The 16,521-nt window shown below is 70.3% G+C and carries 18 protein-coding genes; 6 read left to right on the top strand and 12 right to left on the bottom strand.

Features of this window, described 5'->3' with window-relative positions; all coding sequences use genetic code 11:
* Nucleotides 1–128 precede the first annotated feature (128 nt).
* Nucleotides 129–905, bottom strand: a complete 777-nt coding sequence (locus ND450_RS22780) for a cyclase family protein (protein WP_253320776.1) — start codon at nucleotides 903–905, stop codon at nucleotides 129–131.
* Between the two features lie 96 nt (nucleotides 906–1,001).
* Here ND450_RS22780 and ND450_RS22775 point away from each other — a divergent pair, with 96 nt between their 5' ends.
* Genes ND450_RS22775 through ND450_RS22765 form a run of 3 tightly spaced genes read left to right on the top strand, consistent with a single transcriptional unit; the run spans nucleotide 1,002 to nucleotide 3,240 of the window.
* Nucleotides 1,002–1,304 carry an antibiotic biosynthesis monooxygenase gene (locus ND450_RS22775; protein WP_253320775.1) on the top strand — a complete coding sequence of 101 codons (303 nt, stop codon included), beginning with the start codon at nucleotides 1,002–1,004 and terminating at the stop codon, nucleotides 1,302–1,304.
* Nucleotides 1,301–2,299, top strand: coding sequence for a CaiB/BaiF CoA-transferase family protein (locus ND450_RS22770; RefSeq protein ID WP_305885230.1), 999 nt, complete (start codon nucleotides 1,301–1,303; stop codon nucleotides 2,297–2,299). The genes ND450_RS22775 and ND450_RS22770 overlap by 4 nt, the downstream gene beginning before the upstream one ends.
* Nucleotides 2,300–2,310: 11 nt before the next feature.
* The gene (locus tag ND450_RS22765; RefSeq protein ID WP_253320774.1) at nucleotides 2,311–3,240 is read left to right on the top strand and encodes an LLM class F420-dependent oxidoreductase; all 930 of its coding nucleotides are present in this window, start codon (nucleotides 2,311–2,313) and stop codon (nucleotides 3,238–3,240) included.
* Between the two features lie 18 nt (nucleotides 3,241–3,258).
* On the opposite strand, the gene ND450_RS22760 is transcribed toward ND450_RS22765, so the two are convergent.
* The 6 genes from ND450_RS22760 to lpdA form a co-directional block, all read right to left on the bottom strand.
* Nucleotides 3,259–3,669, bottom strand: coding sequence for a hypothetical protein (locus tag ND450_RS22760; protein WP_253320773.1), 411 nt, complete (start codon nucleotides 3,667–3,669; stop codon nucleotides 3,259–3,261).
* Between the two features lie 126 nt (nucleotides 3,670–3,795).
* Entirely contained in the window at nucleotides 3,796–4,521 is a 726-nt protein-coding gene (gene lipB, locus ND450_RS22755; protein WP_253320772.1) for a lipoyl(octanoyl) transferase LipB, read from the bottom strand.
* Nucleotides 4,478–5,056: a phosphatase PAP2 family protein gene (locus ND450_RS22750; protein ID WP_253320771.1), complete on the bottom strand. Its 579-nt coding sequence runs from the start codon at nucleotides 5,054–5,056 to the stop codon at nucleotides 4,478–4,480. The genes lipB and ND450_RS22750 overlap by 44 nt, the downstream gene beginning before the upstream one ends.
* Nucleotides 5,053–5,943 (bottom strand): TIGR01777 family oxidoreductase, encoded by an 891-nt coding sequence (locus ND450_RS22745; RefSeq protein ID WP_253320770.1) that lies wholly within the window; start codon nucleotides 5,941–5,943, stop codon nucleotides 5,053–5,055. Before ND450_RS22745 ends, ND450_RS22750 begins: the two co-directional genes overlap by 4 nt.
* Nucleotides 5,944–6,113: 170 nt before the next feature.
* The gene (gene sucB, locus ND450_RS22740; protein WP_253320769.1) at nucleotides 6,114–7,871 is read right to left on the bottom strand and encodes a 2-oxoglutarate dehydrogenase, E2 component, dihydrolipoamide succinyltransferase; all 1,758 of its coding nucleotides are present in this window, start codon (nucleotides 7,869–7,871) and stop codon (nucleotides 6,114–6,116) included.
* Nucleotides 7,872–7,922: 51 nt separating this feature from the next.
* The gene (lpdA, locus tag ND450_RS22735) at nucleotides 7,923–9,311 is read right to left on the bottom strand and encodes a dihydrolipoyl dehydrogenase (RefSeq protein ID WP_245786492.1); all 1,389 of its coding nucleotides are present in this window, start codon (nucleotides 9,309–9,311) and stop codon (nucleotides 7,923–7,925) included.
* 183 nt (nucleotides 9,312–9,494) lie between these two features.
* On the opposite strand from lpdA, the gene ND450_RS22730 reads away from it, so the two are divergent.
* Complete coding sequence (locus tag ND450_RS22730; protein WP_089922483.1) at nucleotides 9,495–9,821, top strand: oxidoreductase; 327 nt, start codon at nucleotides 9,495–9,497, stop codon at nucleotides 9,819–9,821.
* On the opposite strand, the gene ND450_RS22725 is transcribed toward ND450_RS22730, so the two are convergent.
* From ND450_RS22725 to ND450_RS22715, 3 genes are all read right to left on the bottom strand, one after another.
* Nucleotides 9,818–10,780, bottom strand: a complete 963-nt coding sequence (locus ND450_RS22725) for a MerR family transcriptional regulator (RefSeq protein ID WP_253320768.1) — start codon at nucleotides 10,778–10,780, stop codon at nucleotides 9,818–9,820. The genes ND450_RS22730 and ND450_RS22725 overlap by 4 nt on opposite strands.
* Nucleotides 10,781–10,814: 34 nt before the next feature.
* On the bottom strand, nucleotides 10,815–11,282 hold the full coding sequence (locus ND450_RS22720) for an OsmC family protein (protein WP_253320767.1): 468 nt from the start codon (nucleotides 11,280–11,282) through the stop codon (nucleotides 10,815–10,817).
* A 223-nt stretch (nucleotides 11,283–11,505) separates the two neighbouring features.
* Entirely contained in the window at nucleotides 11,506–12,978 is a 1,473-nt protein-coding gene (locus ND450_RS22715) for a leucyl aminopeptidase (protein ID WP_253320766.1), read from the bottom strand.
* 198 nt (nucleotides 12,979–13,176) lie between these two features.
* Here ND450_RS22715 and ND450_RS22710 point away from each other — a divergent pair, with 198 nt between their 5' ends.
* Nucleotides 13,177–14,424, top strand: a complete 1,248-nt coding sequence (locus ND450_RS22710; protein ID WP_253320765.1) for an APC family permease — start codon at nucleotides 13,177–13,179, stop codon at nucleotides 14,422–14,424.
* On the opposite strand, the gene ND450_RS22705 is transcribed toward ND450_RS22710, so the two are convergent.
* Nucleotides 14,363–14,632, bottom strand: a complete 270-nt coding sequence (locus tag ND450_RS22705; RefSeq protein ID WP_253320764.1) for a hypothetical protein — start codon at nucleotides 14,630–14,632, stop codon at nucleotides 14,363–14,365. The two genes, ND450_RS22710 and ND450_RS22705, sit on opposite strands and share 62 nt — an antisense overlap.
* Before the next feature lie 92 nt (nucleotides 14,633–14,724).
* On the opposite strand from ND450_RS22705, the gene ND450_RS22700 reads away from it, so the two are divergent.
* A complete protein-coding gene (locus ND450_RS22700; RefSeq protein ID WP_253320763.1) occupies nucleotides 14,725–15,816 on the top strand; it encodes a branched-chain amino acid aminotransferase in 1,092 nt (363 codons plus the stop codon).
* Here the strand turns inward: ND450_RS22700 and cobS are convergent.
* Entirely contained in the window at nucleotides 15,813–16,514 is a 702-nt protein-coding gene (cobS, locus tag ND450_RS22695) for an adenosylcobinamide-GDP ribazoletransferase (protein ID WP_253320762.1), read from the bottom strand. The two genes, ND450_RS22700 and cobS, sit on opposite strands and share 4 nt — an antisense overlap.
* Nucleotides 16,515–16,521: the final 7 nt, after the last annotated feature.

Genomic DNA, 16,521 nt, shown 5'->3' with positions numbered 1-16,521 from the left:
CGATGCCGCGGACGATGTGGTCTTCGGACTCCGGTGGGTAGAACTCGTTGTCATCCATACTTTCCAAGGTAAGTACGGTGATTCAGCTCTCACTTGAGTCCGGGTTCGAAACGAACGTTCGAGTGGTGTCAGTCGTCGAGCAGCGCGACGGCCCTGGTCCAGCCCGCGCCGGCGCCCTTGATCTTGACCGGGAACGCGACGACGGTGAACCCGAAGTCCGGCAACGCGTCCAGGTTCGACAACCGCTCGATCTGGCAGTACTCGCGGTCGCGGCCGGCGAAGTGCGCGGGCCACAGCACGCTCTCGTCCTCGGTCTGGAGGTACCGCTTGACGATGTCGGGGAACGGCGCGTCGAGGCTGAACGCGTCGGTGGCGATCACCTTGACCCCGAGGTCCAGCAGGAAGTTCGTGGCGGGGCCGTCGAGCCCGGTGTAGTCGGTGAAGTAGGTCTGGGTGCCCGCGTGCTCGGCGGCGCCGGTGTCGAGGATGACGATGTCCATCGGCTTCGGCGTGTAGCCGATGCGCGCGAACTCCTTCTCGAGCACCTCGACGCCGATGACGCCGGTGCCGTGGCCGCGGACGTCGAGCTTCACGCCGGGGTTGTGGAACCACTCCAGCGGCATCTCGTCGATGTGGCGCGGGATCCCGTTGCCGTACGTGGTCTTCGAGCCGTAGTGCGACGGCGCGTCCACGTGCGTGCCGGTGTGGGAGGTCAGGCTGATCCGGTCCAGCGTGAGGAACTCGGAGTCCCGCAGCACGGAGACGTCGAACTCGATGCCGAGCCGCGCCTTGAGCTGCTCGGCCATGTGTTCCGCGCCCTGGGCGGCCGTGAGCACCTCGTGCGTCACCGGGTCCGCTTCGTACGCGGATGCGTCAATGGGGGAAGACAGATCGATGATGCGCATGGAGCCGAGCTTGGCGGGCGTTCCTTGAGCACGTCTCAAGAGGCGGTGTGCATGGTTTTCCCCAGTCGGACACCGTTTTCTCCGAGGAGCCACGTCATGATCACCTTCGTCAACCGCTTCACGCTCACCGGTGACCCCGAGGAGTTCGAGAAGGCCTTCGACGAGACGGCGGCCTTCCTGCGCGAGCAGCCGGGCCTGATCCAGTACACGCTGTCGCGCCAGCTCGACGACCCGGCCTCCTACGTCAACATCGCGTTGTGGGAGAGCGCCGACGCACTGCGCGCGGCCCTCGCGCACCCGGACTTCGGCAACCACGCCAAGGCGATGCGCGGCCTCGCCGAGTCCTCCGGCGCGATCTTCAGCCCGCGCCTGTCGTTCGTGTCCTCCACCGAAGCCTGATGTCACCCCTGGAGGGGCTGAAGGTCGTCGAGTTCGGCGGCATCGGTCCCGGCCCGCACGGCGCCATGCTGCTGGCGGACCTCGGCGCGGAGGTCACGCGCGTCGAACGTCCGTCCGGCGGCCTGTCCGTCGTGCCGGACGCCTCCCGCGACTTCCTGTTGCGCGGCAGGCGTTCGGTGTCGGCGGACCTGAAGTCCGCCGAGGGCCGTGCCGCCGTTCTCGCGCTGATCTCGTCGGCCGACGTGGTGATCGAGGGCTTCCGCCCCGGCGTGCTGGAGCGGCTCGGCCTCGGGCCGTCGGACTGCCTGGCGGTCAACCCCGGGCTGGTCTACGCGCGGATGACGGGCTGGGGGCAGGACGGACCGCTCGCGCAGCGCGCCGGCCACGACATCAACTACCTGTCGGTGACCGGGGTGCTGCACGCGATCGGCAAGCCGCCGCTGAACCTCGTCGGCGACTTCGGCGGCGGCTCGCTCTACCTGGTGCTCGGGGTGCTGGCGGCGTTGTGGGAACGGCAGCGCACCGGCCGCGGCCAGGTCGTGGACGCGGCGATCGTCGACGGGGTGGCGTCGCTCGCGCAGATGATCTGGTCGATGAAGGCGCAGTCGGTGTGGGAGGACGCGCCGGACTCCAACCTGCTCGACGGCGGGTGCCCGTTCTACTCGATCTACGAGTGCGCGGACGGCCGTTCCGTCGCGGTGGGGTCGCTGGAGCCGCAGTTCTACGCCCTGCTGGTGTCCGGTCTGGGGTTGTGCGCCGACGACCTCCCCGCGCAGATGGACCGCGCCTGCTGGCCGTCGCTGCGCAAGACGTTCACCGAGGTGTTCCTGACCAGGACGCGTGACGAGTGGTCGGAGGTGTTCGCTGGCACGGACGCGTGCGTGAGCCCCGTTCTGACGCTGGAGGAAGCCGCCTCGCATCCGCACCTCGTGGCACGCGGGGTGTTCACGCAGGAAGGCGCGGCCGTTCCTGCACCGCGGTTTTCCAGCGACTAGATTTGGTCTTCGTGGAACTGCGCATCTTCACCGAGCCCCAGCAGGGGGCGAGCTACGACGACCTGCTCCGGGTGGCGCGGACGGCCGAGGACGCCGGCTACGGCGCCTTCTTCCGCTCCGACCACTACCTCAAGATGGGGTCGGTGGAGGGACTGCCCGGCCCGACCGACCCGTGGATCACGTTCGCCGGCCTCGCCCGCGACACGTCGACGATCCGCCTCGGCACGCTGATGACCGCCGCGACGTTCCGCCACCCCGGGCCGCTGGCCATCAGCGTCGCCCAGGTCGACCAGATGTCCGGTGGCCGCGTGGAGTTCGGCATCGGCGCCGGCTGGTACGAGGCCGAGCACACCGCGTACGGCATCCCGTTCCCGCCGCTGGGGGAGCGCTTCGAGCGCTACGAGGAGCAGGTCGCGATCATCACCGGCCTGTGGGAGACCCCGGAGGGCGGCACGTTCTCGTTCGAGGGCAAGCACTACACGTTGACGGACTCGCCCGCGCTGCCCAAGCCCGCGCAGGACCGCGTGCCGTTGCTGATCGGCGGCATGGGAGCCAAGCGCACCCCGGCGCTGGCCGCGTCCTACGCCACCGAGTTCAACCTGCCGTTCGTCGGCATCGACGCCGCCGTCGAGCAGTTCGCCCGCGTCGACGCCGCGTGCGAGGAGATCGGCCGCGACCCGAAGGAGCTCATCCGCTCCGTCGCCCTCGTCGCCGCCGTCGGCCGCACCGACGCCGACGTCGCCCGCCGCGCTGCCGCGATCGACCGCGAGGTCGGCGAGCTCAAGGAGAACGGCCTGGCCGGCACCCCCGCCGAGGTCGTCGACCGCATCGGCGCGTGGCGTGACGCGACCGGTGTGCAGCGCGTGTACCTGCAGGTCCTCGACCTGGCGGACCTCGACCACATCACCGAGATCGCGTCGGACGTGGCGCCCCAGCTCTGATATATCGGGTATTGGATATCAGGCGAGCGCTTTGCGCACTGCCGAAGGCATCGGCATCACGTAGCCCGCGAAGCGCCGCCGATATCCGATGTATCGCAGTTGCAACCCCGGTTCGTCGAGGTAGCGCTTCTCCAGGCCGTCCTGGCCGAGCACGACCTTCAGGCCGCACCCGAGCATCGACGGCGAGTCGAGCCCGAAGCGCGCCCGGAGCACGTCCGCAGCCGCGTGGTCGCCGAACTCCAGCGCGGCCCGCCGCACGGACTCGACCGGCACGACCAGGTACGGCTCGTCGGCGCGGACCCCGTCGCGGTGCGCGATGCCGAGCGCGGCCAGCGCCTTCTGGTGCGCGCCGCCGTCGAGCCCGAGGTGGTACTGCTCCCACTCGCCGACCTGGATCTCACCGGACCACGTGCGGACAGGAGCGGCCACCGCCGCCGGTCCTGTCCCGAGCCCCGTGGACGTCAGTGCCGTGATTCCGGCAGCAGTGAACAATTGGCGTCGGGACAACCTCACGACGCACCCTCCTCCGCAAGCCTGCGGTTCCCCGCCGCAGGGCTACGGAATGCTAGCGAAGGTGATACCCGCCGCGACGGGGCCAGAGCGGGTCAAAGTGCGGTCCGTCAGGGGGAGCGTTCCGTCGAGCGCCGCGAGCACGGAGTCACGGGCGAGCGGCAGGACCTCGGCGACGGTGACGTCACGGCCCAGTTCGTGCGAGAGGGAAGCGACGCCCGCGTCCGCGATGCCACACGGGATGATGTCGCCGAACGCGTCGAGGCTCGCGTTGCAGTTGATCTCGAAGCCGTGCATGGTCACGCCGCGCTGCACGCGGATGCCGATGGCGGCGACCTTGCGCTCCGGGCCCCGGTCGTCGGCGGGGATCCACACGCCGCTGCGGCCCTCGACCCGGCCGGTGTGCACGCCGAGCTCGTCGCAGACGTCGATCAGGCCCTGCTCGACGCGTCGCACGTAGTCGACGACGTCGATCGGGTCGGAGAGCTTGACGATCGGGTACCCGACGAGCTGGCCGGGGCCGTGCCAGGTGATCTTGCCGCCGCGGTCGACGTCGATGACCGGGGTGCTGCCGCCACGCGGGCGCTCCTCGTCGAGGGTGCGCTTGCCGCAGGTGTAGACGGGCGGGTGCTCCAGCAGCAGGAGGGTGTCGGGGCCGCCGGCGGTGCGTGCCTCGGCGACCTCCTTCTGCAGGTCCCACGCCGCCATGTAGTCGATGAGCCCCAGCTCACGGATGACGACGGGGTCTGACGTGGTGCGACACGAGTTCACGACCCGACGTTACCAACCCCAGCACCATCGCGGCCAAGAGACCGACGCCCGTCACACCCAGCACGGCGCCGACGACGTCGGTGACCCAGTGCATCTCGAGGACGATCCTCGCGAACCCCGCGACCAGCACCGCGAGCACCGCCCACAGCACGCCTCGCTTCAGCAGCACGACCATCGTGAACCCGACCGACGCGACCGCGACCGTGTGCCCGCTCGGGTAGCTCGGCAGGTGGTACTCGACGGGCCGCACGCGGTCGAACAGGAACCGCGTGAGCAACGTCGCGCAGCAGACCGCGTGCAGCGCCAGCGCCTTCCACAACCGCGCGTCGCGCCGCTTCCAGGCGAGCACGAACAGCACGGCCGCGAACGCCCAGCCGATCGTCGGCCCCATCACGAGGCTGACCGCGAACGCCGTCGCCTTCAACCACTCCGGCCGGGGCAGCGCGTCGTGCACCCACACGTCCAGCCCGGTCGTCTCGGGGAGTCCCAGGAGGATCCACGAGATCACGAGCACCGCCGCGACAGCCCGCGTCATGCGACCGCCGCGGTCAGCGCGGAGGGCAGTGCCGGGTGCAGGAAGTGGAACCCGCGGCTCTCCAGCACCTTCGGCGTCAGGCCGGGGCCGGTCAGCAGCAGCTCCTGCGCCATCTCACCGCCGAGCAGAGCCTTGAGCGCGAACGCGGGCACCGTCCACGGCGTCGGCCGGCCCAGCGCGTGGCCGACCGCCTTGGTGAACTCGGCGTTCGTGACCGGCGCCGGGCCCGCGACGTTGACCGGCCCGCGGATGTCGTCGTGCTCGACGACGAACCGGTAGGCGGACACGACGTCGTCCAGCGAGACCCACGGGAAGTACTGCTCACCGGTCCCGAGCTTGCCGCCCAGGAAGAACTGGAAGACCGGCTTCAACCGGCCGAACACGCCGCCGGAGGGGGAGATGACGACGGCGGTGCGCATCAGCACGACGCGGACGCCGCCCTCCTGGGCCGCGGACGTCGCCGCCTCCCAGTCCTGGGTCAGCCGCGACATGAACGTGTGGCCGCCCGGCGCGTCCTCGTCCACGAGCCGCGAGCCGGTGTCGCCGTAGAAGTGGGCGCCCGACGAGCTGACCAGGGTCGGCACGCCGTGCTCGACGACCGCCGCCGACAGCACCTCGGCGGGCACGACGCGGCTGTCGTGCAGCACCTGCTTGCGGGCGTCGTCCCAGCGCTTGTCGCCGATGCCCGCGCCGCACAGGTTGACGACGGCGTCGACGCCGTCGAACGTGCCGTCGTCGATGCGCCCGGCGTACGGGTCCCAGCCGCGTTCGTCGGGAGCGGCGGCCTTGCGGCGCACCAGCCGCAGCACCTCGTGACCGGCGGCGCGCATGGACGCCACCAGGCTCGTTCCGATCAGGCCCGACGATCCCGCGATGACGACTCGCATACCTAGATCGTTCCCCACCGCGACGTCACCTGCACAGCCGCATCCGACATATCGGACCCAGGATGTGCCGAAGGCCACCCCGGTAAACCGGGGTGGCCTTCAGATCACACTGCTGCTCACATTGCGACTCGCAGTGCGGCGATATCCGATATATCGGATATCAGTCCTGCTCAGAGGCCGAGGTCGGCCTCGAACGCGCCCTCCTCGAGACGGTTCTTGACCGTCGTGAGGAAGCGGCCCGCGTCGGCACCGTCGACCAGGCGGTGGTCGTAGGTGAGCGCGAGGTACATCATCGAGCGGATCGCGATGGTGTCGTTGCCGTCCTCGTCGGTCATGACGACCGGGCGCTTCTTGACGACGCCGACGCCCAGAATGCCGACCTGCGGCTGCTGGATGATCGGGGTGTCGAAGAGGGCGCCGTTGCTGCCGAGGTTCGTCAGCGAGAACGTGCCACCGGCGAGCTCGTCCGGCGTGAGCTTGTTCGAACGGGCGCGCGCCGCCAGGTCACCGATCTTGTGGGCGATGCCCGACAGGTTCAGGTCACCGGCGTTGTGGATCACGGCGTTGAGCAGGCCGCGCTCCGTGTCGATCGCCAGACCGAGGTGCTCGGCACCGTGGTAGGTGACCTCCTTGCGCTCCTCGTCGATCGACGCGTTGAGCACCGGGTGGGCCTTGAGGGCCTCGATGGCGGCCTTCGCGAAGAACGGCAGGAAGGTGAGCTTCGCGCCCTCACGGGCCTCGAACGCCTTCTTGGCCTGGTTGCGCAGCCGGGCGATCTTGGTCACGTCGACCTCGAACACCTGGGTGAGCTGGGCCGACTGCTGCAGCGACTCACGCGTGCGCTGCGCGACGATCTGGCGCAGGCGCGGGAGCTTCTGCACGGTGCCGCGCTTGCCCGAGTTGTCGACCGCGGCCGGGGCGGCGGTGCGAGCGGCCGGAGCGGACGCCGCGGGAGCAGGGGCGGCGGGGGCCGGAGCCGGGGCCTTCTTGGCCTCGACGGCGGCGAGCACGTCCTGCTTGCGGATGCGGCCACCGACGCCGGTGCCCTTGAGCGAGCCCAGGTCGATGCCGTTCTCCGACGCGAGCTTGCGCACGAGCGGCGTGACGTACGGCGTGCCGTTCGCGTCGTCGCTCGAGGAAGCGGCGGCGGGAGCGGGCGCGGCCTGCGGGGCCGGAGCGGCCTGCGGAGCCGGTGCCTGCTGCTTCGGGGCCTCTTCCTGCTTCGGAGCGGGAGCCGGGGCGGCCTCCTGCTTCGGCTGTGCCGTCTCCTGGGGCTTGGCCTCGGGGGCGGGCGCGGCCTGCGGGCTGCCGGAACCGACGACGGCGAGCTTGCCGCCGACCTCGACGGTCTCGTCCTCACCGGCGACGATCTCGAGCAGCGTGCCCGCGACCGGCGAGGGGATCTCGGTGTCGACCTTGTCGGTCGAGACCTCGAGCAGCGGCTCGTCGACCTCGACGCTGTCGCCGACCTGCTTCAGCCAGCGGGTGACGGTGCCCTCGGTGACGGACTCGCCGAGCGCCGGCATCGTGACGTCGGTGCCCTCGGCGGAACCACCCGACTGGGCGGGAGCCGCGGGGGCCTCCTGGGCTTGTTCGGAAGGCTGCTGCGGCGCGGGCTGCGTCTGCTGCGGCTCGGGCTCCGGGGCGGACTCCTGCGCCGGGGCGGGCGCGGGCTCGGCGGAACCGCCGTCACCGTCACCGATGACCGCGAGCTCGCCGCCGACCTCGACGGTGTCGTCCTCCTGCGCGACGATCTTCTGCAGGACGCCGGCCGCCGGGGACGGGATCTCGGTGTCGACCTTGTCGGTGGACACCTCGAGCAACGGCTCGTCCACCTCCACCCGGTCGCCTTCCTGCTTCAACCACCGGGTGACCGTGCCCTCGGTGACGCTCTCACCGAGTGCGGGCATCTGGACGGAGAAGGCCATTGTTCGCTGACTCCTCGTGCTCTCGTGTGGCTGACTTTGTGTGGGGAACGGTCAGCCGTGCACGTGCAGCGGCTTGCCGGCCAGGGCGAGGAACGCCTCGCCGAGGGCTTCAGTCTGGGTCGGGTGGGCGTGGATCAGCGGAGCCACGTCCTCCGGGAAAGCCTCCCAGCTGTAGATCAGCTGGGCCTCACCGATGAGCTCGCCGACGCGCTCGCCGACCATGGTGATGCCGACGACCGGGCCGTCGGGCGCCTTGACGAGCTTCACGCCGCCGGCGGTCTTGAGGATCTGGCTCTTGCCGTTGCCCGCGAGGTCGTAGACGAACGTCTTGACGTCGCCGTACTTCTCCTTGGCCGCGGCCTCGGAGAGACCGACGGAGGCGACCTCGGGCTTGCAGTAGGTGACGCGCGGGATGCCCGCCTCGTCGATGACCTTCGGGTTCTGGCCCGCGATCTCCTCGGCCACGAAGATGCCCTGCTGGAAACCGCGGTGCGCGAGCTGCAGGCCCGGCACGATGTCACCGACGGCGTAGACGTTCGGCAGGTTCGTGCGCAGGCGCTCGTCGGTGATGACGAAGCCGCGCTCGATCTTGATCCCGGCCTCCTCGTAGCCGTGGCCCGCGCTGTTCGGGCCGCGGCCGACCGCGACGAGCAGCAGGTCGGCGTCGAGGACGTCGCCGTTCTCCAGCGTGACGGACACCGACGAGTCGGTCTGCGTCGCGCCGGTGAACTTGACGCCGGTCTTGAACTTGATGCCGCGCTTGCGGAAAGCGCGTTCCAGCTGCTTGGACGCGTACTCGTCCTCGGCCGGGACCAGGCGGGGCAGGGCCTCGACGATGGTCACGTCGGCGCCGAAGGAACGCCACACGCTCGCGAACTCCACGCCGATGACGCCGCCGCCGAGGACGACGACCTTCTCGGGGATGAAGTCGAGGTTGAGCGCCTGGTCGCTGGTGATGACCCGGCCGCCGATCTCCAGGCCGGGCAGGCTCCGGGCGTACGAACCGGTCGCGAGGACCACGTTCTTGCCGGTGTAGCGCTGGCCGTTCACCTCGACGGTGTTCGGGCCGACGAACGTGCCGGCGCCCTCGACGAAGGTGACCTTGTTGGCCTTCGCGAGACCCTGCAGGCCCTTGTAGAGCCGCGAGATCACGCCGTCCTTGTACGAGTTCACGCCGGCGATGTCGATGCCCTCGAGCGAGGACTTGACGCCGAACTGGTCGCCTTCGCGGGCGTTGTCCGCGACCTCGGCCGCGTGCAGCAGCGCCTTGGTCGGGATGCAGCCGCGGTGCAGGCAGGTGCCGCCCAGCTTGTCCTTCTCGACCAGGACGACGGACAGGCCGAGCTCGGCCGCGCGGAACGCGCAGGCGTAGCCACCTGAACCACCGCCGAGGATGACGAGATCGGCGTTGGTGGCCGACTCCAGTTCCGGCGAAGTCACTTCGGATCTCCTCGGGATTACTTACTACGCGCGGGTGCGCGCGAGGTACGCGGCCATCTTGTCACTAGTTGTCGAAGCGCGGTGATCCGGCATGGGGAACACCGCCTCCGAATCTCGATCATTCACCTACTCATAACACCCTTTCCTGGCACCATGGAGGTGGCAAGCCACAGGAGGTGCCCGATGGGGCTGTTCGACCGTTTCCGCAGGAAGCCGCGCCCAGGTGTGCTGCGTACCGCCTCCAACCAGGACACGAGTCACCTCGAGCAGTGGACCAGGAGCCGCCAGGGCGTCGAGGCCTATGTGGAACCGAAGACCACGGTGACCGAAACCACTGTGGTCCTGGTCGCCCACGACGGCGAGTGGACCCGCCGCCGGGTCGCGTCGCCGGATGCCGCGAGGTCGTTCGCACGCAAACTCGGCATGCCGATCTACGACGCCGGCATCGTCGGTTACCCCAAGCGCATGCGCGACTACACGGCGCGCCAGAAGAAGCTCGGCAACGGCTAGACGGCCCGGACCGCCGCGGCGATCCACGCCTCGCTCGCACCGGTGCCGACGTCCTCGGTCCGGTTGATCGCCGCCATCAGCGCCACGTACCGCTCCAGCACGCCCTCGAACTCCGCGACGGCCTCCCGCGCGTGGCGGTCCACGACCGGATCGGGTTCGCTCAGCGCGCGCCCGACGTCCGTCGTCCCGCCGGTGAGCCCGGCGAGCGAGGCGAGCAACCGCCCGCCGATCTCACGCCCGCGCGGCGAGCCGGGCTCCACTCCGGACCGTTCCGCCTCCCAGGCCTCGACCTCGATCAACCGGTGCGCCTCGACGCGCGCCATCACCTCCGGCGACGTCGCCCGGCCCGCGCCGGCCGAGGCGAAGGCGGTGTGGAAGTACGTGCGCACCTCGCGCCGGAAGTCCGCGTCCTGCACCAGGTCCGCGAGCTCGATCCACGCCTGCAACTGCTCGGTGTCCGGCTCCTGCGGCAACACGGGCCGCATCCGGTGCAGCTGCCCGACGAACGCCGGGTGCACCGCCAGCCCGTCCGTGACCTCACCCCAGAAGTCGTCGAGCAACCGCTCACGGTCCTCATCGGACAGTGACACGAGCGCGTGCATCAACGCGGTCCGCCGCGCACTGCTGCCTTGCCCCACAACGGTCCGCAGCACCGCTCGCCGCCCCTGCAACTGCCGCAGCTGCCGCTCGACGACCACGAGGTGCGCACTGGCGAGTTCGTGCAACGACATCTCGTCGGCCAGCACCCGCCGCACGTCCTCGACACCGGCCCCGAGATCGCGCAACGTCCGCACGAACTCCAGCCGCGCGATCGCCTCGACGTCGTAAAGCCGATAGCCGCCACCGGTGAGAGCGGTGGGCGGCACGACACCTTCGTCCGAGTAGAACCGGATGGCGCTCACACTCAACCCGGTGCGGCGCGCGACGTCCCCGATGGGGTAGAGCTGTTCGTCGGTCATGACAGCCACCCTGCTGTCTCGACCGGCTTGAGACTCAAGCCGTTTTCACGATCGGCTCGTGCCGCACCGGGAAGTTGACGCTGGCCGCGATGAAGCACATCGAATGGGCCTTCTCGTGCAACGCCTGCGCCGTCTCCCTGGTACCCGGATCGGCGACGGTGACGACGGGGTTCAACATCACCTCGGTCATCCGCCCGGACCCGTCCGGGTGCTCGGTCATCGTGCCGGTCGCGTGGTCGCGGTAGCCGGTGACCACGACGCCGTTGACCGACGCGAGGTGCAGGAACCACAGCATGTGGCACTGCGACAGCGCCGCGACGAGCAACTCCTCGGGGTTGTGGCGGGTGCGGTCACCCCGGAACGACGGGTCCGACGACCCGAGGATCGTCTCCTTGCCCTCGATCCGGATCTCGTGCGCGCGCTCGTAGGAGTTGTACCCGGAGGTCCCGCTCCCGGTGTTGCCGGTCCAGACGACGTCGGCTTCGTAGCGATGCGTCCCCATGTGGAAATCCTCCTCTCCTCGGGCTCGGAGGCCTAGCCCGTCGAGGCGGGCCGCCGAACGAGCAGGCCGGCGCTGCTCCCGCGGTTCGAACGAAATCCATTCGCCCGCCAAATCTCTACGAGGCCACCACCTCCCGCCCGTGTTGGCAGCGCGTCCCCCGTGGCCCTGAAAAGCAGAACGGGCGGAGACCCCGAAGGATCCCCGCCCGCTCGAACGAGAGAACTCAGCCGTTGGCCGCGATGTCCGCCAGCACGGCCGCGATGGTCCGCACCGGGACACCGGTGCCGCCCTTCGAGGTGTAGCCGTACGGCCCGCCCGTGTGGAACGCCGGACCGGCGATGTCGATGTGCGCCCACTGCACGCCCTCGGCCACGAACTCGCGCAGGAACAGGCCCGCCGCGAGCATGCCGCCCCAGCGGTGGCCGGTGACGTTCGCGAGGTCCGCGAGGCGCGAGTCGAGGTCCGCGCGCAGCTCCTCGGGCAGCGGCATCGGCCACGCCGACTCGCCGACGGCGGTGCCGATGGCGGCCACGCGGTCGCGGAACTCGTCGGAGCCCATGACGCCCGAGGTGCGCTTGCCCAGGGCGACGACCTGCGCGCCGGTCAGGGTCGCGGTCTCGATCAGGTAGTCCGGGCCGTCCTCGCACGCGCGCACGATGGCGTCGGACAGGATCAGGCGGCCCTCGGCGTCGGTGTTGAGGACCTCGACGGTCTTGCCGCCGTACATGGTGAGCACGTCGCCGGGGCGGTACGCGTCACCGGACGGCATGTTCTCCGCCATCGGGATCGACGCGATGATCTCCAGCGGGTACTTGAGCTTCGCGGCGAGCACCATCGTGGCGACGATCGCGGCGGCGCCCGACATGTCCGAGGTCATCTCGTCCATGCCCGCGGCCGGCTTGATCGAGATGCCGCCGGTGTCGAACGTGATGCCCTTGCCGACGAGCGCGACCTTCTTGGTGGCCTTGGCGCCCTTGTACGAGATGCGCACGAGGCGCGGCTGGCGGGTAGAGCCGCCGCCGACGCCCAGGATGCCGCCGAAGCCCTGCTTCTTCAGCGCCTTCTCGTCGAGCACCTCGACGTCGAGGCCGGCGGCGGTCGCGAGCTTCGCGGCGCGGTCGGCGAACGAGCCCGGGTAGAGGTCGTTCGGCGGCGTGTTGATGAAGTCGCGCGCGATGGCGACGGACTCGGCGATCGCCACGGCGGCCTTCAGCGCGGCCTTGTTCTCCTTGGAACCGGCGGCGTGCAGGTCGACCTTCGCGACCGGACCCTCGCCCTTCTCCGACTTGTACTCGGTGAACGAGTACGCGCCGAGCAGCGTGCCCTCGGCCGCGGCACCGACGTGCAGCGCGGCGAGCGTGTTGATCGCGCGCTTCTTGCCGCCGAGCGCGCGGGCGGCGACACCGGACGCGCGGCGCACCTGCTCCTCGCCGGCGGTCTTGCCCAGGCCCACGGCGAGAACCAGCGGAGCGGCGATCTTGCCGAAGGTCGGCACCTTCACGAGCTCGTCGGCCTTGCCGGACGCGCGCAGCGTGCCGAGCACGTCGAGCAGAGCGCCGTCGAACGCGGCGGCGACCGCTTCCGCACCGGGGGCGAGCTCCAGACCGTCCGCACCCTGCAGGGTGCCCACGACGACTGCGTCCGCGGCGGTGGTGCTCAGGTCACCCTCGGTGAGGGCCAGCTTCGGGGCTGTCACGTGCTGCTCCAGGGTTGTGCGTGCGGGGCTCAGGATCGTGACCCATGCTAAAGGTCGGATTGGTCCAGCCAAGCCCAGCCCCGCCACGTTCGCCGCAATCCGTGACGTTCACAGTTGCGCACAGTGGCGATTCGCCCGTTTCACGTATCAACCGACCGGGTGGTTACGGCCGGATGCCCCATCTGAGAACGTGTACGCGTGACCCACAAGCCACGCGAGGTCGTCACGACGGTCGCGCTCGGTCTTCCCGCGGTGCTCGGTGCGGGGGTCTTCGCCGGATTCGCCCCTGCCGCAGGTCTTGCGGGCTGGTGGGTGCTCCCGGCGCTGGCCATCTCCGCGTTCGCCGCCCTGTGCTCGGCCTTCTCCACCGCTGACCAGTCCCGGGCCTACCCGGACGTCGGCGGCGGTTACGGATACGTACGGGCTCAGCTCGGCGTGTGGCCCGCGAGGATGACGGCGAGCGCCCACCTGCTGGGCCGCGCCGCCATGGCGGGCGCCGTCGCGTTGATGTTCGGCGCGTACGTCGTGCCTGACCAGCCTGTGCTGGGCGCGCTCGCCCTCGTCGTCGCCACGGCACTGCTCGGCGCGGCCGGGTTCCGCTTCACCGCGGGCGTCAGCGTGCTGGTGTCGGTGGTCGTCCTCGGCGTGCTGGCGCTGGTCGTCGCGTCGAGCTTCTCGATCGCGCCCGTGCCGTCGGCGGGGGAGTCGGGCACCGTCAACGAGCTCGTCGGAGTCGCCGGGCTGATGTTCGTGGCGTTCGCCGGGTTCGAGCGGATCACCGCCCCGCACCGCGGCGAGCAGCCGCACCCGCCGTCCGTGCTGAGGATCGCGATCCCCGTCCTGATCGGACTGTCGTTCGCCGTCTACCTGGCCGTGGGCGCCGGTGTGCTCCGCCAGCTCGGCAGCGCGCGCCTCGCGTTGTCTCCCGCCCCGCTGCGGGACGCGCTCGTCGCGGCCGACGCGGCGGCCCTGGTGCCGCTCGTGCAGATCGCCGCGGCGGTGGCCGGTGTGGCCGCGCTGCACTTCGTCCTCGCGTCCGCGCACCGCACGCTGACCGGCCTCGCCGAGGACGGCGACCTGCCGACCCGCCTGCGGCCCGCCGCGCTGTCGATCGTCGTGGCCGTCGCGGCCGCGCTCGCCGTCGTGCTGATGCCGCTGGGGCTCGCGCTGGGCGTGGCGGCGTGCAGCACGTTGTTCTACTACGCCTTCACGAACGCGTCGGCGCGCGTGCTGTTGCAGAACGACCGGACGTGGCCGATGCGCACGGCCTGCCTCGGCCTCGGGCTCTCGGTGCTGCTCGCGATGAGCACGCCGGTGCCCGCGCTGCTCATCTCCCTCGCGGGACTGGGCGCGGGCACGGGCCTGATCGGCCTCTCGGCATCGGTCAGGACGACGCTGAAAGGAAAACGAGAAGCGTCACCACAACACACACCGCAAGGCCGATGACCCGGCCGTTCGTCGCGGGCTTGTCCTTGCTGATGCCGTAGTACATGGCCAGGAAGAAGATCGCCAGGAACACCGCGCCGACGACCCCGCCGACGCCGCCGACGACCCAGCCGTCCAGGAGGGTCATGCCGGTGCCCAGGACGAGCAGTGCTGCCTGCAAGACGGTGCGGACGTCGGCACCCGTCGAAGATCGCTGCGGCTCGGTCATGTCCGGGGACTCTATAAGCTGTGACTTAGTAGGACGTCCGAGTTTTGGGAAGTGGATTTTCCGTATCCCCACCTGCGGGTTACCGTGCTCCCATGACGAGCGCGTTGCCTTTCACCCGGACTCCCCACCCGCACCCGGCGACCCCGGAGCGCGTAGCGGAGGTACTTGCCAAGCCGGGCTTCGGGCAGCACTTCACCGACCACATGGTGACGATCCGCTGGAACCGCGAGAAGGGCTGGCACGACGCTGAAGTCGGCCCGTACTCCACCCTCGCACTGGACCCCGCGGCAATGGTGCTGCACTACGGCCAGGCGATCTTCGAAGGGCTCAAGGCCTACCGGCAGCCCGACGGTTCGATCGCGTCCTTCCGCCCCGCGGCGAACGCCGAGCGCTTCCGCGCGTCGGCCCGCCGCATGGCGATGCCCGAACTCCCCGACGAGCTCTTCCTGGAGTCCGTGCGGCAGCTCCTCGCGGTCGACGACCGCTGGGTGCCCTCGGCCGCGGAGGAGTCCCTCTACCTGCGCCCCTTCATGATCTCCACGGAGAAGGGCCTCGGCGTGCGACCCGCGTCCGAGTACCTCTACGTGCTGATCGCCTCTCCCGCCGGCTCGTACTTCGCGGGCGGCGTCCGCCCGGTGAGCGTGTGGCTCTCGACCGAGTACGTCCGCGCGGCTCCCGGTGGCACCGGCGCGGCCAAGTTCGCCGGCAACTACGCCGCGTCCCTCGTGGCGCAGGCGCAGGCCGCCGAGAAGGGCTGCGACCAGGTCGTCTGGCTCGACGCGGTGGAACGCCGCTGGGTCGAGGAGATGGGCGGCATGAACCTGTTCTTCGTCTTCGGGGACAAGGTGGTCACGCCCGAGCTGACCGGCACGCTGCTCCCGGGCATCACCCGGAACTCGCTGCTGGAGCTCGCCTCCGACCTCGGCCTGACCGTGGAGGAGCGCCGCATCTCGACCGACGAGTGGGAGAAGGCCAACGCCTCCGGTGAGCTCACCGAGGTCTTCGCTTGCGGCACGGCGGCTGTCATCACGCCCGTCGGCCACGTCAAGCACGCCGGCGGCGAGTTCGACGTCGCCGACGGCGGCACCGGTTCGGTGACGATGAAGCTGCGCGAGCGTCTGACCGGCCTGCAGCACGGCGCCGTCGCCGACACCCACGGCTGGATGACGACCCTCAAGTCCTAAGCGATCACCAGCACGGCCAGAAGCGCGATTTCGGCGGCAGCACCGAGCACATCACCGGTGATGCCGCCGAAACGCTTTCCGGTGTGCTTCACCAGCACCCACACGAGCGCGAACGCGACGACGACGGCGACGACCGCGCGCCATCCGAGCGGAACCGCCGCGGCCGCGAGCACCACCCACGTGCCGATGACCACCAACGGGTGCTGAGTGCCCGCAACGAGTGCACCGAGCCCCTCAGGTCGTGCGGCGGGCACGCCACGCATGCAGCAGATGCCGAACGCCGCCCGGCTCGTCGCGAACGCGAGCAGCACCACGCCCCAGTGCGCGTGGGGGAGTGCGGCGGCCTGCGCGCCCAGCACCACGATCAGCGAGACGACGCCGAACGGCCCGGCGCCGCCGTCCTTCATGACCTTCAGCGCGCGTTCCGGCGGCCCATAACAACCGAGCCCGTCGGCGACGTCCGCGAGCCCGTCGAGGTGCATACCGCGCGTGAACAGCGCGACGACGCCGACGACCAGGAACCCGGCCACGAGCGCCGATATATTGGATATCGCGAGCGCTTGGAGCACGCCGACGACCAACGCGCCGATGACGACGCCGACGACGGGCGTCCAGGCGATGGCCCGGCCCGCCGCTCCGCGATCGACGTCGTCGACGCGCAGCGGCAGGACCGTCAGCCAGGAGAACGCCAGTTTCACGGGCGGA

Origin of the sequence: Lentzea sp. HUAS12, assembly GCF_024125735.1 — a bacterium.
Lineage (GTDB): Bacteria > Actinomycetota > Actinomycetes > Mycobacteriales > Pseudonocardiaceae > Lentzea > Lentzea albida.
This window is presented reverse-complemented; position numbering and strand designations above follow the sequence as displayed.

Coding starts and splice junctions, on each gene's coding strand:
- ND450_RS22730 (WP_089922483.1), top strand. CDS start 9,495: ATGGGGCTGTTCGACCGTTTCCGCAGGAAGCCGCGCCCAGGTGTGCTG.
- ND450_RS22705 (WP_253320764.1), bottom strand. CDS start 14,632: ATGACCGAGCCGCAGCGATCTTCGACGGGTGCCGACGTCCGCACCGTC.
- ND450_RS22720 (WP_253320767.1), bottom strand. CDS start 11,282: ATGGGGACGCATCGCTACGAAGCCGACGTCGTCTGGACCGGCAACACC.
- ND450_RS22780 (WP_253320776.1), bottom strand. CDS start 905: ATGCGCATCATCGATCTGTCTTCCCCCATTGACGCATCCGCGTACGAA.
- sucB (WP_253320769.1), bottom strand. CDS start 7,871: ATGGCCTTCTCCGTCCAGATGCCCGCACTCGGTGAGAGCGTCACCGAG.
- ND450_RS22750 (WP_253320771.1), bottom strand. CDS start 5,056: ATGACGCGGGCTGTCGCGGCGGTGCTCGTGATCTCGTGGATCCTCCTG.
- ND450_RS22775 (WP_253320775.1), top strand. CDS start 1,002: ATGATCACCTTCGTCAACCGCTTCACGCTCACCGGTGACCCCGAGGAG.
- ND450_RS22725 (WP_253320768.1), bottom strand. CDS start 10,780: ATGACCGACGAACAGCTCTACCCCATCGGGGACGTCGCGCGCCGCACC.
- ND450_RS22700 (WP_253320763.1), top strand. CDS start 14,725: ATGACGAGCGCGTTGCCTTTCACCCGGACTCCCCACCCGCACCCGGCG.
- ND450_RS22745 (WP_253320770.1), bottom strand. CDS start 5,943: ATGCGAGTCGTCATCGCGGGATCGTCGGGCCTGATCGGAACGAGCCTG.